Source organism: Plantactinospora sonchi (assembly GCF_036422035.1).
GTDB classification, from domain to species: domain Bacteria; phylum Actinomycetota; class Actinomycetes; order Mycobacteriales; family Micromonosporaceae; genus Plantactinospora; species Plantactinospora sonchi.
On sequence record NZ_JAZGQK010000007.1, the window covers coordinates 87028 to 102930 of the forward strand.

A 15903-nucleotide genomic window follows, 5' to 3' on the forward strand; every position below is an offset into this window, starting at 1 on the left:
TCCTCGGTTCACCAGCTGCCGGCGCGCCGGTGCCGCCAGGCCCGACCGTCCGGGTCGTACACCAGGCGGTAGGCGGGGACCGCCCAGAGACGCTGGTGCCACGGCAGCCGCCCGGTCTGGTGCGGACGGAGTCGACCCGGCGGCCGGGCTCCCCGGCGACCGCCCTCGTGCCAGCCGTGCAGCGCGTCGGCGATCCGGCTGACCGCCCGCACCGTCGAGTCGGGATCCAGCAGCTCCCGGTCGTCGGTCAGGTCCAGGTGCTCGCGGAGCAGGCTCAGCCGCAGGTCGCGGGCGAACCGCCGGGCGCCGTCGCCGAGCTCCGCCGGGTCGAGCGGTGCCCGGTCGTCGCGGGTGTCGTCGAGTACGGCACAGGACAGCTCACTGTCGTGGGTCCACGACCGCCGGTTGAAGTTGTCGCTGCCCACGCTGCACCAGACGTCGTCGACCACACAGACCTTCGCGTGGACGTAGACCGGCGTGCCGGCGGTGTTCTCCACGTCGAACACGTGCACCCGGTCGGCGGCGGCGGAGCGGCACAGCGCGATCGCCTGCTCCCGGCCGACCTGGTTCGGCGGCAGGGCGAGCCGGCCGTCCACGTCCGGATACCGGGGCACGACGGCGACCAGGTGCAACCGGGGATTGTTCCGCAGCGCCTCGGCGAAGAGCCGGGCCACCTCGGTGGACCAGAGGTACTGGTCCTCCAGGTAGATCAACCGTCGGGCCCGGCGGATCGCCTTCGTGTAGCCCCGGGCCACACTCCGTTCGCCGGCCGAGGCGAACCGGTACGCCGGACGCATCGCCGGATAGGTGCGCAGCACCTGGACCCGGTGCGGACCGCACGGCGGCGGGTCGGGCGGCCGGTCCGGCAGCGGATCGGGGTGCAGGTCGGCGCCGCCGAGCCGGTCCCGCAGGGTGGAGAACGGCCCGTGCTGGTCCAGCGGCGCCGGGTCGGTCCAGCGCTCCCGGAAGGTCAGGTCGAGTGCCCCGACGACCGGACCCCGCAGCGCGAGCTGTACGTCGTGCCAGGGTGGATGGTCACCGTACGCCCGGGCCATCCGTACCGCCTGCGGGTCGCCGTGGTGGTCGGCGTCGTCCCGCCGGCTGTGGCACAGGTCGATGCCACCGACGAACGCCACGTCGGATTCGGGCCGGCCGGGGTGCCGGAGCACCACCAGCTTCTGGTGGTGTGAGCCGCCCCGGCGTACCCGCTGGTCGAGCAGCACCTCGCCGCCGGCCGCCTCGACCGCCTCGCCGAGGTGCCGGTTCTCCTCCTCGCTGTAGGCCAGCCGGTCCAGGTGCGAGCGCCAGATCAGCCCCTTGACCACCACGCCGCGTCGGGCGGCGTCGGCGAGCAGTTCCGCGATGGTCGGCCCGTCGTCGCGGAGCCGCTCGTCCGGGTCGCCACGCCAGTCGGTGAAGAACAGGTGGTCACCGGCGCGCAGTGCGCGCACCGCGGTGACCAGCCGGTCGAAGTACGTCGCGCCGTGGATCAGCGGCTCGACGAGGTTCCCCTCGGACCAGGCGGGCAGTGCCGAGTCGGGATTGCCACGTTCCGCCGCGCTGAGCAACCAGTCCTGCGGTGGCACGTGGTGGGTCCTTCCGGTCGGTGGCGTTGTCGTCTCCACCGTAGATCCGTCACCACCCGCGCGCACCCGATCGCCGCCGGGCCGACCGTGCTCACCAGGCTCGCGGCGGGTGACCCGGTACGGCGGTGGGGCCGGTCCCGCCGGCCAGGGCCGACCGGCGGCGAGCCCACGTCGGGGCGACCATGGAGATTGGGACCTGGAGGGATGATCAACGGGGGATGCTACCCCGATGCGTTCGGTAGGCTCCCGCTGTCGTTCGGGTGAGATCCGCCTGCGTACCGCACCTGTCGTCGTCCGCGTACCCGGACCGTGGCGGGTCGGGGCACCCGCCGCACCGCACGGCGTCGACGGCACCGGAGGGGCGCGTCGGAACGGCGGGTGACTCAGCCGACCGGGTCCCGGTGCGCCGGCTCGGCGGCGGTGTCCTGGTGGCCGGGCCACCAGGCGGCGTGACCGAGCAGCGCGGTGATCGCCGGGGTGAGGAAGAGGGACATCACGAACGCGACGATGGCGATCCCGACCGAGATGGCGAAGCCCATCTGGGTGAGGGTGCTGTTGCCGGCCAGCATGAGCGAGGCGAACGTACCGGCGAGGATGAGGCCGGCGGCGGCGATCGTCGGTCCGGCGTGCCGGATCGCCATCGCGGCGGCGTCCCGGGGACTGCGCCCCTCCCGGGCCTCCTCGCGGAGCCGGGCGACCATCAGGATGTTGTAGTCGGTGCCGAGCGCGACGACGAACAGGTACATGATCACCGGCAGGATGAAGATCAGGCCGGGCTCGCCGAGCGCGTCCTGGAAGAGCAGGACGGTGGCGCCCAGGGTCGCGGCGAAGCCGAGGCCGACCGAGAGCATCAGGTACCAGGGCGCCACCACGCTGCGCAGCAGCAGTCCGAGGATCACCATGATGAGCACGGCGGCGACCGGGAAGACGACCGCGTAGTCGCGGTTGACCGCGGCCTGGATGTCGACGAAGACCGCGGTGATGCCGCCGACGAACGCACTCGTCCCGTCCGGTTCCGCCGCGTGCGCGGTGTGCCGCAGCGGACCGCGCACGGTGCGCAGGGCCGCCGCGGACTGTGGGGTGTCGTCGAGGGTGACCTGGAAGTTCGCCACGGTCCGGTCGGCCGAGAGGGCCGGCGGGGCGACCTGGCCGACGCCGGGCACCCGGGTCAGCTCCTCCCGGTACGCGGCCAGCCGGTCGGCCGGCAGCGGCGCGCCGGTGTCCGAGCGCAGGAAGACGTTCGACGGTTCGGTCGCTCCGGCGGGCAGTCCCTTGAGCAGTTCCCGGCTCCACAGGTTGGACTCGGACTCGGTGGCGGTCGACCCGCTGCTGAGGTCGAAGTTCGGGTGGAAGCCGAGGGAGAAGACCGCGAGCACGATCAACGCGGCACCGGAGACCGCCGCGTACGCCGCCGGTCGGCGGCCCAGCGAGCGGCCGAGTGCGGCGAACCGGGCGCCGCGCGGTTCCCGCCGCCAGGCGCGCGACGGCCAGAACACCTTCGTGCCGAGCAGCGACACCAGGGCCGGGATCAGGGTGAGGCCGGCGAGCAGGGTGGTGGCGACGGCGATGGCCAGTGCGGGCCCGAGGGACCGGAACAGGCCCAGCGTCGACAGGGTCAGGGCCAGGAAGGCGATGATGACCGCCCCGGCGGCCGACGCGATCGCTTCGCCGGCCCGGGCGACGGCGCTGATCATCGACGTCTTCGGGTCCTCGCCGAGCCGTAGCCGTTCCCGGTAGCGGAACATCAGGAACAGGATGTAGTCGGTGCCGACGCCGAACAGCACGACGATGAGCATCGCGCTCACCGAACTGTCGGTCTTCAGGTCGAACGCCTCGTTGGCCCAGGCGATCAGGCCGGTCGCGATCTGGGAGATCAGGCCGATGGTGAGGACCGGCAGCAGCGCGATGATCGGGCTGCGGAAGATGATCAGGAGCAGCAGCACGATCAGGCCGATGGTGGCCACACCGATGATCAGGTTGGCCCGGTCCCCGGACTTCTCGGCATCCAGCGCCTGCGCGGCAGTACCGGTGATGCCGGCCTTGAGGCCGGAGCCGGCGAGCTGGTCGCCGAGCGCGTCCCGGAGTGCCTGGACCGCCTTGGTCTGGGCCCGGTCGCCCGGGCCGCGCTGCGGGGTGAGCTGGACCGCGATGATCTGGATCAGCCGGTTGGGCGACGGCGGTGTGGGGGTCACCGCGCGGACGTCCGGGATCTGCCGGGCGGCCAGCGCCTGCCCGATCGCCGCGACCTTCGCCGCGTCGGCGTCGGTCAGCGCCGTGTCGTCCTGCCGCTCGAAGACGATGATCGCGGCGGGCGTGGTGGCCTGGGGGAAGGCGGTCTGCTGCAGTTGTGCGGCGCGGATCGACTCGTAGTGCTCGGGCAGGAAGGACGCCTCGTCGGTGGTGGCGGTGAGCCGGGGCGCGGCGCCGATCACCGCTGCGGCGATCACGATCCAGGCCACGATCACCCAGACCGGGTGGCGGACCACGAACCGTCCCACTGGGGCGAACACCGGCGGCACCTCTCGTGGTCGGCGACTCTCTCTCCGTGATCAAGCTAGTCGCTCCTTGTGACATCATCAGGTGAATCCGCCAGCTTTGTCCGGTGTGGGCGGCGGTTGCGGATCGGCTCGGAGCCGACAACCGGCCCGACTGCACCTTGCCGGGGTGCCCGGCTGGCGCTATGTTGTTCTCGTACTGAGAAATACTCCTTCTGAGAATGACTGGGTGATGATGGGCGTGGAGTCGCAGTTCCTGGCCGAGTACGACCCGACGGCCTACCCGTCGGTCGCGGTCACCGTCGACGTGGTGGTGCTGACCATCCGGGACGGGGCACTCAGCGTGCTGCTCGTCGAACGCGCCGAACATCCGTACCAGGGACGCCTCGCCCTGCCCGGCGGCTTCGTCCGGGACGAGACCCTGGACGAGGCCGCCCGCCGCGAACTGGCCGAGGAGACCGGGCTGCGGCCCGGCGAGGACGCGCTGGCCCGGGTCCACCTCGAACAGCTCCGCAGCTACGGCGATCCGGGCCGGGACCCCCGGATGCGGGTCATCTCGGTGGCCTACCTGGGGTTCGCGCCGAGCCTGCCGGATCCGCAGGCCGGCGGCGACGCCGCGAAAGCCGCCTGGTTTCCGGTCGAGACCGTCCGTGACCTGGCCTTCGACCACGGTCTCGTGCTCGCCGACGGGCTGGAACGCGCCCGCGCCAAGCTCGAGTACAGCCCGTTGGCCACGGCGTTCCTCGGCCCGGAGTTCACCATCGCCGAACTGCGCGCGGTCTACGCCGCGGTGTGGGGCGAGCAGCTGCACGCCGGCAACTTCCACCGCAAGGTGCTCTCGGTGCCCGGGTTCGTGGAGAGCACCGGGGAGACCACCACCCGGGGTGGCGAACGCGGTGGCCCCCGGGCCCGGCTCTACCGGACCGGGGACGCCGTCCTGCTGCACCCCGCCCTGCTCCGGCCCACCCGGGAGGAACAGGTGCGATGAAACCGGGGACGATCAGCTTCGACGAGGCCGTCGCGCTGGTGCAGGGGACGGACGATCCCGCCGAGGTCTTCGTCGACGGGGTCACGTCGTACCGCCGGCTGGTGAGGATCCTGCACCCGGACGTCGCGCCGGTCGGCCGTACCGCGGCCGCCACCGCGGCGACGGCCCGGCTCGCCGCGCTCTGGGCCGCGAAGACCCCCGTCCTCCAGACCCGACGACACCGCTGGGTCGTCGGCGACGGGTACGCCACCGGTGACCTCGCCACGCTGCGCGAGGTCACCGACGGAGACCTGTACGGCCTGCTCAAACTGCCCCGCGATCCGGCCGACGGCGACCTGGCCCGGGCCGAGATCGACGCGCTCGCGCGGCTCGTCGCCGAGGGCGACCCGCGACACCGGGCGTACGCGCCCCGCCTGCTCGACACCGTCGTGCACGACGAGCCGGCGACCGGGGTACGCCGCACCGGGCCGGTACTGGAACGCCTCGACGGGTTCGTCAGCCTCGCCGAGGTCGCCCGTCACCACCCTGACGGGCTCGATCCGCGCGACGCCGCCTGGATGTGGCGGCGGCTGCTGGTCGGCCTCGGCTGGGCCCACCGGGCCGGTGTCGTGCACGGCGCGGTGCTGCCCGAACACGTCCTCATCCACCCCGCCGCGCACGGGCTCGCCCTTGTCGACTGGTGCTACTCCGTCCGGCCCGGCGACCGGATCACCGCGATCGTCGCGCGGCACCGCGACCGCTACCCACCCGAGGTGCCGGCACGGCGCCCCGCCACCCCGGCCACCGACCTGTACGCCGCCGCCGACCTGATGGCCCGGCTGGTCGGCCCCCGGCTGCCGGCACCGCTGCGCCGATTCGCCGACGGCTGTCGGCTCGACCGGCCGACCATGCGCCCCGACGACGCCTGGCGCCTCCTCGCCGAACTCGACGACCTGCTGCACGACCTCTACGGACCCCGCCGATTCCGACCGTTCACCCTGCCGGCCTGACCACGGTCAGCCCCGACCACCCCGCCGGCCGACCCCGATCCGACCTTGCCCACCCCGGCGGCCTGACCAGGTCAGGCCGCGACCGAAAGGACAGTGTCATGGGCAGTGGACGTTGGTCCACCAACGTGTACGCGGCCGCCGCGAGCTACCGCGCGGCCACCGGTACGAGCGCGTTCGCCTACAGCGACAGCGGCGCTCGTACCGTGCATCCCGACCTCGACCCGCTCGGCGTGACCGTCCGGGAGAGCCGGGACAGCGCCGAACACCCCGCCTCGACGCCGATCGCCGTGCTGTTCGACGTCACCGGTTCGATGCGGGCCGTGCCCCGGGTGCTGCAGGCCAAGCTGCCGCAGCTGCTCGGACTGCTGCTGCGCAAGGGCTACGTCACCGACCCGCAGATCCTGTTCGGGGCGATCGGCGACGCCACCTGCGACCGGGTGCCGTTGCAGATCGGCCAGTTCGAGTCGGACAACCGGATGGACGACCAGCTGGCGAAGATCGTCTTGGAGGGCGGCGGTGGCGGGCAGCGCACCGAGTCGTACGAGCTGGCGATGTACTTCATGGCCCGGCACACCACGCTGGACAGCGTGCGGCGACGCGGCCGGCGCGGCTACCTCTTCCTGATCGGTGACGAGATGCCGTACGGCCGGGTCAAGCCGAAGGAGGTCCGCCGGATCGTCGGCGACGAGCTGGCCGAACCGATCCCGGTCCGGGAGATCGTCCGGGAACTGTCCCGCAGCTACGAGGTCTACTACATCCTGCCGAGCGGGGCGAGTTACGCCGGTGACGCGGGGATCCTGGACACCTGGCGGGACCTGCTCGGCCAGAACGTGCTGGAACTCGACGACCTCGACGCGGTCTGCGAGACCATCGCGCTCACCGTCGGACTGGGCGAGGAGTCCATCGACCTCGACACCGGGCTGCGTGACCTCGGCGACCTCGGGTCCACCGCCGGCCCGTCCGTCGGCCGGGCGCTGGCACCGCTGCGCCGGGACGCCGTCACCCGGACCTCGGTGCCGCTGACCGGGCTGCGGTCCGGCAGCGACGGGACGATCCGGCTGTGACACACGTGGTCGTGGTCGACCTCGGCTACGGCGACGCGGGCAAGGGGACCACCGTGGAGTGGGTCTGCGCGCGACAGCCGGTCACCGCGGTGATCCGGTTCAACGGGGGTGCGCAGGCCGCCCACAACGTGGTGACGCCGGACGGTCGGCACCACACCTTCGCCCAGTTCGGGTCGGGGACGCTGGCCGGCGTCCCCACCCACCTGTCGCGGTTCGTCGTGGTCGACCCGGTGGCGCTGGCGGCCGAGGCCGACCACCTGGCCGGGCTCGGCGTACCGGACCCGTTCGGGCTGCTCACCGTGGACGGCGACGCGCTGCTCGCGACACCCTGGCACCGGGCCGCCAACCGGGTGCGGGAGCTGCGCCGGGGCGCCGGGCGGCACGGTTCGTGCGGCCTCGGCGTCGGGGAATCCGTGCGGTACGCGCAGATCTGCCCGGACGCCCCACGGGCCGCCGACGTCCACGATCCGGCCCGGCTGCGCCGCCGGCTGACCGAGGTACGGGACCGGCTCACCGACGAGCTGGGCCCGCTCGACGCCCCGCCGGTCGACGACGTGGTGGCGACGTTCCGGGCGTTCGGCGCGGCGGTGTCGGTGGTGGACGGGGCGGCCGTCCGGCGTCGCCTGCTGCGTGCCGGGCCGTGCGTCCTCGAGGGCGCCCAGGGGGTGCTGCTCGACGAGTGGTACGGCTGGCACCCGTACACCACGTGGTCGACGACGACCTTCGACAACGCGGCCACCCTGCTGGCCGAGGCGGACCGGTCGGCGTTGCGCCTCGGTGTGGTACGCACGTACACCACCCGGCACGGTGCCGGCCCGTTCGTCACCGAGGACCCGGCGCTGCGCCTGCCCGAGCCGCACAACGGGACAGGTCGCTGGCAGGGCCCGTTCCGGGTCGGGCACTTCGACGCGGTGGCGCACCGGTACGCGGTGGAGGTCTGTGCCGGCGTGGACGCCTTGGCGGTCACCCACGCCGACGTACCGGAACGGGTGCCCGCGCTGCGGATCTGCACCGGTTACGACGTGGCCGGGACGCCACTGCGGCGGCTGACGCCCGGCCACCGGGGGGACCTCGCCCACCAGGAGCGGCTCACCGCCCTGCTTTCTCAGGCCCGGCCGGCGGAACTACACCGGCCGGACGACTGGCCGGCGGCGATCGGTGAGCTGCTCGGCCTGCCGGTGCTGGTGACGTCGTACGGCCCCCGGGCCGGCGACAAGCGACCCGGCCCGGGCGGGGTGCCCGGCCCGGGGCGGGTGACCGTCCCGAGCCGGGGCTCCCGGCCGTGCTCCGCGCCGCCCGCCGCCGGCGGTACGGTCAGCCGAGCGGGTTGAGCAGCTCGGCCCTGCCCTCGAAGGCGAAGAGCAGCAGGTCGACCATCCGGAAGGTGTCCGGGTCGGGGCCGAGCGTCGGCCGCCAGGTCGGGTCCCGCAGGATGGAGCTCCGGCTGCCCTCCATGGCCCGGTGGAACACCTCGGCGACGATCCGGGCTCCCACCCCGTCCAGCCGACCGCCGTTGAACTCGGCCTCCCGCAGCACGTAGAACCACAGTGGCGTGTTGGTGGTCAACGCCTCCCGCTGCGGGTCGGTCAGCTCGTCGAGCACGGCACCGTCGAGGCCGTGCAGGATCTCGTCGGGCTTGAGCGGCACCAGGTCGAGGAACTCGGCCATCTGCTGCCCGCTGGCGAGCCGGACCATGACGGCCCGGGTCAGGTTGCGGAAGGCGAGGTTCCGCTCGATGTCGGCCGGCGCGGTGCCGCGTCCACCGAAGGAACCGAGCGGCAGGTTGCGCAGCGGGTCCACCAGTCGGCTGTCGATGCGCCGGGTCAGGTTCAGCCCGGGACCCTCCCGCTCCGGGTCGACCACCAGGTCGTCCCGGCCGGCCTCGGCGAAGTCGTACAGCCGGCGGAAGTCGGCGATCCAGTTCGTCGGCAGGCGCTCGAACGAGCCGGACTCGGGATCGTCGAGCGATCCGTCGGGGGAGAGGTTGCCACTGGTCCCGGAGAACTGGAACAGCAGTTCCAGGGTGCCGGGCGGCAGTCCGGTGGTGGTGCCGGTACGGAAGATCCGGTTCCAGTCGTACACCTCCCGGACCATGCTGTGCCCGAGCCGGTACGCCGCGACGGAGAACTCGATCGGCATGGTGGGCCGGTCGCCCGGCTGCACCCAGCGACCCCGGTAGCGGCTGTCGTAACCGGCGGAGACCTCGAAGAACCGGCGTCCGTTGGTGAAGACGTCCTCCACCACCTCGGGTGACACGATCCGGGGCAGGAAGTCGGTGCGCAGCATCCACTGGTAGTGCTTGACCACCACCGACCGGGCGGTCCGGAACAGCGCCGGCCCGGCCAGCCCGCCGGTGGCGAGCTGGTCGACCACCCGGTTGTGGAACCGGATGAACGCCAGGTGGGTCTGGGCCACGGCGAGGTTCTCGTCGTTGCGGGCGTCCGGGATCAGCGCGGCCCGGCGTTCCCGCTTCGTCGAGCCCAGCCCGGACCGGGGCAGGTCGAAGCCGTCGAGATCCTGGTTGGCGGCGGGATCGACCGGCGGCGGTCCGGAGACCGCGGCGGTCCGCCCCACCAACAGGTGCACGCCGTCGTCGGCGTAGAAGATCCGGTCGTGCTGGTCCGTCGGGCCACGCCCGTAGAGCGAGTCCAGGTCGAGCGCGGGTGAGCGGCCCTGGAGCAGGTCGTCCACCGAGACGTCGGAGCCGAGCGCGGCCGCGGTGGCGTCCATGGTCAGGTCGTGGTCGACGAACTGGCCGAGGTAGGTGTAGCCGGCGGGTACCGCCGGGTCCGCCGAGTCGGCGGAGACCCCGGCGACCATCGCCCGGGCCAGCGCGGCGCGCAGTTCCTCCGGCGGCTGCTCACCCTGCGGGCCGAGCCGGGAGAACCGGAACTTGCGCAGCTCCGCCGTTGTCGAAGGCCGCTTCGCGGTCGGCTGCCGCTGCTCGTCGAAGGAGAGCAGGCCCTCCCCCTCGACCAGGTAGTCCTCCCGCATGTGCCGTTTCATCAGTCGTTCCTCCCTCGTGAGGACCGGCGGTCGACCGGCCGCCCGACAGCGGGGGACACCAATGGAAAACGCGCACGACAATGCGCGGAAATGATCCCCCGTGAAACGTCCGCGATCGGCGCGGACCAGTCGATGTGGCGCGGTTCGGAATGCCGGTCTCGGTCGACTGACCCCAGAGTCCGTCGCGGTTGCCGCCTCGTCCACCTACTGTCGACGATGCGACTTCGGCACCGCATTTGCGTCACCATTCGAATTTATTTGACTACTCTCCGGAATGGTGTCGGTTTATGGTGTCTCCGTCTTCAGCGGGTACGGGATGAAGGTGCTGCGGTTCTCGTCCAGGTCCAGGCGGCGGCCGATCGGCGCGGCGGCCCGCTGCGGGCAGGTCAGCCGCTCACAGGTCTTGCAACCCGGCCCGATCGGGGTCGCCGCACCCGTCGCCTGCAGGTCCCGCCCGGCGGAGTAGACCAGCCGCCCGGCGTGCCGCAGTTCGCAGCCGAGCCCGATGGCGAAGACCTTGCCCGGCTGGCCGTACCCGCCGTGGTGCCGGGTGACGGTACGGGCGATCCACAGGTACCGCTGCCCGTCCGGCATCGCCGCGACCTGGGTCATCACCCTCCCCGGCGCGCTGAACGCCTCGTAGACGTTCCACAGCGGACAGGTGCCGCCGGAGCGGGAGAACGGAAAACCGGTCGCCGACTGGCGCTTGGACATGTTGCCCGCCCGGTCGACCCGGACGAAGGAGAACGGCACTCCCCGGGCCCGGGGCCGCTGCAGGGTGCTCAACCGGTGGCAGACGCTCTCCCAGCCCATCACGAAGTGGTTGGTGAGCAGTTCGATGTCGTACCGCATCGCCTCGGCGGTGTCGAGGAACTCCCGGTACGGCAGGATCAGCGCGGCCGCGAAGTAGTTGGCCAGGCCGACCCGCAGCAGGATCTGCGTCTGTACGTCGTAGATCCGCTCCTCCTCGATGATTTCGTCGATCACGTCGGCGTATTCCAGCAGGGCGATCTGGGCACCCATCCGGATCGCCTCCTGCCCGGACCGCAGCGACGTCGACAGGTGCAGTGTCCGGCTCTGCGGCTGGTACCGGTGCAGTTCGCCGGCGAGCGCGTCGGTGTCCTGTCGGACGACCCGGACGCCGTGCCGGTCGGCCAGCCGGTCGGTCAGTGCCGCCCGGGCCTCGCCGCGTCGGATCCGGATCTCGACGGCCAGCGCCTCCGCCGCCTCGTCCAGGTCCGGTACGTAGTTCTGCCGTCGGTAGAAGAAGTCGCTCACCTGGTCGTGCGGACTGCGTCCGGGCACGAGTTCCCGGTCGCCGACCACCTCGGCGAGCTGGTCGTTGGTCTGTCGGTAGCGCCGGTAGAGGTCGATCACCGCCTCGGCCACCTCGGGCAGCCGGCTGGCCAGCTCGGTCAGGTCGGGCAGGGTGGCCCGGGCCGGCAGTGCCTCGCGCAGTTCGGCCACCAGCCGCGGCGTGTCGTGCGGGGCGAAGTACGCGGTGTCGACCCCGAAGACCTCGGTGATCCGGATCAGCACCGGCACGGTGAGCGGCCGGGTGTCGTGTTCGAGCTGGTTGAGATAGCTGGGGGAGATGCCGAGCCGCCGGGCCAGCTCGATCTGGCTGACGCCGTGCTCCTCGCGTAGCCGGCGTAACCGCGCGCCCGCGAACGTCTTGACCATGGCGCCTCCCAACGCCTGCGATCAGCTCACATTAACACAAGTGTTAAGAAGGCCATTCGCAACTTCGCAGAATAGGGGTGACAGATTTTCAAGAATTCGCTGTTTCCGTATCTCGACCACCCGATCGGGCCCGTGCCATGGTTCTGGTCATGCACCGGTGAACGGTACGTGATCACCGACCCCGAAGGAGCAGACGATGAGTACGCCGGTCGAACAGTTGCGCAATGATTGGGCCACCGACTCCCGGTGGCGGGGTGTCGAGCGGAGCTACCGGGCCGAGGACGTCGTCCGGCTGCGCGGGGTCGTCACCGAGGAACACACCCTCGCCCGCCGGGGCGCCGAGCGGCTGTGGCGGCTGCTGCAGACCGAGGACCACCTGCCCGCGCTCGGCGCGCTCACCGGCAACCAGGCCGTGCAGATGGTCCGGGCCGGGCTGAAGGCGATCTACCTCTCCGGATGGCAGGTCGCCGCGGACGCCAACCTCGCCGGCCAGACGTACCCGGACCAGAGCCTCTACCCGGCGAACTCGGTGCCGGCGGCGGTCCGCCGGATCAACAACGCGCTGCTGCGTGCCGGCCAGATCGAGACCGCCGAGGGTACCGCCCCCGCCGTCGACTGGCTCGCCCCGATCGTCGCCGACGCCGAGGCCGGCTTCGGCGGCGTACTCAACGCGTACGAGCTGATGACCGCGATGATCGTGGCCGGCGCGGCCGGGGTGCACTGGGAGGACCAGCTCGCCAGCGAGAAGAAGTGCGGCCACCTCGGCGGCAAGGTGCTGGTCCCGACCGGACAGCACATCCGGACCCTGACCTCGGCCCGGCTCGCCGCCGACGTCGCAGGCGTGCCCTCCGTGATCATCGCCCGCACCGACGCGCAGGCCGCGACACTGATCACCACCGACACCGACGAGCGGGACCAGCCGTTCCTCACCGGCGAGCGGACCGCCGAGGGCTTCCACCGGGTCCGCAACGGGCTGGAGCCGTGCATCGCCCGGGGCCTGGCGTACGCGCCGTACGCCGATCTGCTGTGGATGGAGACCAGCACCCCGGACCTGGAGCTGGCCCGCCGCTTCGCCGAGGCGATCAAGGCGCGCCACCCGGAGCAGATGCTCGCCTACAACTGCTCTCCGTCGTTCAACTGGCGCCGTCACCTCGACGACGCCACCATCGCCAAGTTCCAGCGCGAACTGGGTCACATGGGCTACAAGTTCCAGTTCATCACCCTGGCCGGCTTCCACGCCCTGAACTACTCCATGTTCGAGCTGGCCCGGGGCTACGCCACCGTCGGCATGCCGGCGTACGTCTCGCTGCAGGAGCGCGAGTTCGCCGCCGAGCCGGACGGCTACACCGCGGTCAAGCACCAGCGCGAGGTCGGCACCGGCTACTTCGACCTGGTCAGCACCGTGCTCAACCCCGCCGCCGAGACCACCGCGCTGCGCGGCTCGACCGAGGAGGAGCAGTTCTGATGCGCGAGCGTCGCGAGCGAACCCGCCAGCCCAGTGCCAAGGTGCCGCACCGCGGCCCGGAACGGAGCGGAGTGCCGGCATGAACATCCAGATCACCGGACCGATGGCCGACCGGTACGACGAGATCCTCAGCCCGAAGGCGCTGGACTTCCTGGTCGCGCTCGACCGCGAGTTCGCCGCCCGCCGGGTGGCGGTGCTGGACACCCGACGGGCCCGGCGTGCCCGGTACGCCGAGGGCCAGCTCCCCGGCTTCCTGCCCGAGACGGCGGGCATCCGGGCCGACCCGGACTGGCGGGTCGCGCCACCCGCCCCCGGACTGGTCGACCGCCGGGTGGAGATCACCGGACCGACCGACCGCCGGATGACCGTCAACGCGCTCAACTCCGGGGCGCGGGTGTGGCTGGCCGACTTCGAGGACGCCCTCGCGCCGACCTGGCACAACGTGATCAGCGGCCAGCTCAACCTGGTCGACGCGATCGACCGGCGGATCGACTTCACCGACCAGCGCGGCAAGCGGTACGTCGTGGGCCCCGACCCCGCCACCATCGTCGTCCGGCCACGCGGTTGGCACCTGGTGGAGAAACACCTGGTCGTCGACGGTCGACCGATCTCGGCCAGCCTCGTCGACTTCGGGCTCTACTTCGTGCACTGCGCGCAGCGGCAACTCGACGCCGGCAGCGGCCCCTATTTCTACCTGCCCAAACTGGAGGACCACCGGGAGGCGCGACTCTGGAACGACGTGTTCCGCTTCGCCCAGCAGTACGTCGGCATCCCGCAGGGCACCATCCGGGCCACCGTACTGGTCGAGACGATCACCGCCGCCTTCGAGATGGAGGAGATCCTCTACGAGCTGCGTGAGCACGCCGCCGGGCTGAACGCGGGCCGCTGGGACTACATCTTCAGCATCATCAAGAACTTCGGCTGCCGGGACGACTTCGTGCTCCCCGACCGGGGCGAGGTGACCATGACCGTGCCGTTCATGCGGGCGTACACCGAACTGCTGGTCCGGACCTGCCACCGAAGGGGGGCGCACGCCCTCGGCGGGATGGCCGCCTTCATCCCCAGCCGCGACCCGGAGGTCAACACCGTCGCGCTGGCCAGGGTGCGGGCGGACAAGGAGCGCGAGGCCGACGATGGCTTCGACGGTTCCTGGGTGGCCCACCCCGGGCTGGTCGAGATCTGCCGGGAGTCCTTCGACGCGGTGCTCGGCGACCGGCCGCACCAGCTCGACCGGCTCCGGGCCGAGGTCACGGTCACCGCCGACGACCTGCTGGCGGTGGATCGGACACCGGGTCGGGTCAGCGCGGACGGACTGCGGGGCAACATCGCCGTGGCACTGCGCTACCTCGACGCCTGGCTCGGCGGCACCGGCGCCGCCGCCATCTTCAACCTGATGGAGGACGCCGCCACCGCCGAGATCGCCCGCTGTCAGGTGTGGCAGTGGCTGCACCACGCGACGCCGCTGGCCGAAGGGGGCCGGGTCACCCCCGACCGGGTCCGGGCACTGCTCGCCGACGAGGTGGCCACCCTCTGCGCCGAACGCGATCCCGCCGACCGGCAGCGGATCACCGACGCCGCGGCGATCCTCGAACGCACCGCCCTCGCCGACGACCTACCCGCCTTCTTCACCACCGAGGCATACGCCCACCACATGTAAGGAAGGGCCCCTTCCTGTCGTTTCTGTAGAGGAAGGGGTCCCTGTCAACACGTCACCCGGGCGATCGCCCCGGCCGGCGGATCCGGTACGACACCCGGGTGGAGCAGCGCGGCGATCGCCTCGACGCCGTCGACCAGTCGGGGTCCGGGGCGGACCACGAGCCCGTCCGCGTCGATCGCCCAGACCGGTACACCGGGCAGCCGTTCGGCGACGAGTCGCGCCTGTGCGACCGCGCCCTCCAGGTGGAATCCGCAGGGGGAGACGATCACCAGGTCCGGGGCGGCCTCGGTGAACTCCCGCCATGTCGTCTGTACTGACCGGGCGCCGGGGCGGGCCGCGACCGGCTCGCCGCCGGCGGCCCGGACCAGGTCGGGAACCCAGTGGCCGGCGGTGAACGGCGGCTCGACCCACTCCACGACCGCGACCCGGGGCCGGGATCGGCCGGCGACGGCGGCGGCCACCGCGGCGAGCCGCGAGCGCAGCCGGCCGACCAGGGCCTCGGCCCGGTCCGGTACGCCGGTGCGCGCCCCCACCGCCACGATGCTTTCGAGCACCTCGTCCAGGCTGTACGGGTCGAGCGAGAGTACGTCCGACCGGCAACCGAGGTAGTCGAGGGCGTTCTCCACGTGGCCGGAGGGGAGTGCGCAGACCCGGCAGAGGTCCTGGGTCAGGATCAGTTCCGGGTCGAGGTCGGCGAGCGCGTCCGCGTGCAGGGTGTAGAGGTCCTCGCCGGCCGCCATCCGCGCCTTCACGTAGTCGTCGATCTCACCCGGGCTCATCCCCCGGGTGTCCCGGCCGCCGACCACGACCGTCTTGTCCGTGCGGGCCGACGGCGGTTCGTCGCACTCGAAGGTGACGCCGACGAGGTCGTCACCGAGCCCGAGCGCGTAGACGATCTCGGTGGCGGACGGCAGCAGGGAGACCAGACGCATGTCCCCATGGTGCCGGTCCGGACGACGGCCGGCTCACC

At 72.1% G+C, this 15903-nt stretch carries 11 protein-coding genes; 6 read left to right on the forward strand and 5 right to left on the reverse strand.

Features of this window, described 5'->3' with window-relative positions:
- Positions 1-8 precede the first annotated feature (8 nt).
- Entirely contained in the window at positions 9-1586 is a 1578-nt protein-coding gene (locus V1633_RS09725) for a phospholipase D family protein (protein WP_331213893.1), read from the reverse strand.
- A 383-nt stretch (positions 1587-1969) separates the two neighbouring features.
- Positions 1970-4096, reverse strand: a complete 2127-nt coding sequence (locus tag V1633_RS09730; protein ID WP_331213894.1) for an MMPL family transporter — start codon at positions 4094-4096, stop codon at positions 1970-1972.
- Positions 4097-4316: 220 nt separating this feature from the next.
- Here V1633_RS09730 and V1633_RS09735 point away from each other — a divergent pair, with 220 nt between their 5' ends.
- From V1633_RS09735 to V1633_RS09750, 4 genes are all read left to right on the forward strand, one after another.
- Entirely contained in the window at positions 4317-5069 is a 753-nt protein-coding gene (locus tag V1633_RS09735; RefSeq protein WP_331214196.1) for an NUDIX hydrolase, read from the forward strand.
- Complete coding sequence (locus tag V1633_RS09740) at positions 5066-6058, forward strand: protein kinase family protein (protein ID WP_331213895.1); 993 nt, start codon at positions 5066-5068, stop codon at positions 6056-6058. Before V1633_RS09735 ends, V1633_RS09740 begins: the two co-directional genes overlap by 4 nt.
- A gap of 98 nt (positions 6059-6156) precedes the next feature.
- On the forward strand, positions 6157-7122 hold the full coding sequence (locus V1633_RS09745) for a hypothetical protein (RefSeq protein ID WP_331213896.1): 966 nt from the start codon (positions 6157-6159) through the stop codon (positions 7120-7122).
- Positions 7119-8453: an adenylosuccinate synthetase gene (locus tag V1633_RS09750; RefSeq protein ID WP_331213897.1), complete on the forward strand. Its 1335-nt coding sequence runs from the start codon at positions 7119-7121 to the stop codon at positions 8451-8453. The genes V1633_RS09745 and V1633_RS09750 overlap by 4 nt, the downstream gene beginning before the upstream one ends.
- Here the strand turns inward: V1633_RS09750 and V1633_RS09755 are convergent.
- Both V1633_RS09755 and V1633_RS09760 read right to left on the reverse strand, forming a co-directional pair.
- The gene (locus tag V1633_RS09755) at positions 8437-10128 is read right to left on the reverse strand and encodes a peroxidase family protein (protein WP_331213898.1); all 1692 of its coding nucleotides are present in this window, start codon (positions 10126-10128) and stop codon (positions 8437-8439) included. The genes V1633_RS09750 and V1633_RS09755 overlap by 17 nt on opposite strands.
- A 285-nt stretch (positions 10129-10413) precedes the next feature.
- Positions 10414-11811 (reverse strand): short-chain fatty acyl-CoA regulator family protein, encoded by a 1398-nt coding sequence (locus V1633_RS09760; RefSeq protein WP_331213899.1) that lies wholly within the window; start codon positions 11809-11811, stop codon positions 10414-10416.
- 196 nt (positions 11812-12007) lie between these two features.
- On the opposite strand from V1633_RS09760, the gene aceA reads away from it, so the two are divergent.
- Together aceA and aceB are read left to right on the forward strand one after the other, a co-directional pair.
- A complete protein-coding gene (aceA, locus tag V1633_RS09765) occupies positions 12008-13276 on the forward strand; it encodes an isocitrate lyase (RefSeq protein WP_331213900.1) in 1269 nt (422 codons plus the stop codon).
- 79 nt (positions 13277-13355) lie between these two features.
- A complete protein-coding gene (gene aceB, locus V1633_RS09770; RefSeq protein ID WP_331213901.1) occupies positions 13356-14933 on the forward strand; it encodes a malate synthase A in 1578 nt (525 codons plus the stop codon).
- A gap of 44 nt (positions 14934-14977) precedes the next feature.
- Here aceB and V1633_RS09775 read toward each other — a convergent pair whose 3' ends face one another.
- Complete coding sequence (locus tag V1633_RS09775; protein WP_331213902.1) at positions 14978-15865, reverse strand: ABC transporter substrate-binding protein; 888 nt, start codon at positions 15863-15865, stop codon at positions 14978-14980.
- Positions 15866-15903: the final 38 nt, after the last annotated feature.

Excerpts from the sequence above, each read along its gene's own strand:
- V1633_RS09755 (WP_331213898.1), bottom strand. The coding sequence starts at position 10,128 with ATGAAACGGCACATGCGGGAGGACTACCTGGTCGAGGGGGAGGGCCTG.
- V1633_RS09760 (WP_331213899.1), bottom strand. The coding sequence starts at position 11,811 with ATGGTCAAGACGTTCGCGGGCGCGCGGTTACGCCGGCTACGCGAGGAG.
- V1633_RS09775 (WP_331213902.1), bottom strand. The coding sequence starts at position 15,865 with ATGCGTCTGGTCTCCCTGCTGCCGTCCGCCACCGAGATCGTCTACGCG.
- V1633_RS09735 (WP_331214196.1), top strand. The coding sequence starts at position 4,317 with ATGGGCGTGGAGTCGCAGTTCCTGGCCGAGTACGACCCGACGGCCTAC.
- aceB (WP_331213901.1), top strand. The coding sequence starts at position 13,356 with ATGAACATCCAGATCACCGGACCGATGGCCGACCGGTACGACGAGATC.
- V1633_RS09740 (WP_331213895.1), top strand. The coding sequence starts at position 5,066 with ATGAAACCGGGGACGATCAGCTTCGACGAGGCCGTCGCGCTGGTGCAG.
- aceA (WP_331213900.1), top strand. The coding sequence starts at position 12,008 with ATGAGTACGCCGGTCGAACAGTTGCGCAATGATTGGGCCACCGACTCC.
- V1633_RS09745 (WP_331213896.1), top strand. The coding sequence starts at position 6,157 with ATGGGCAGTGGACGTTGGTCCACCAACGTGTACGCGGCCGCCGCGAGC.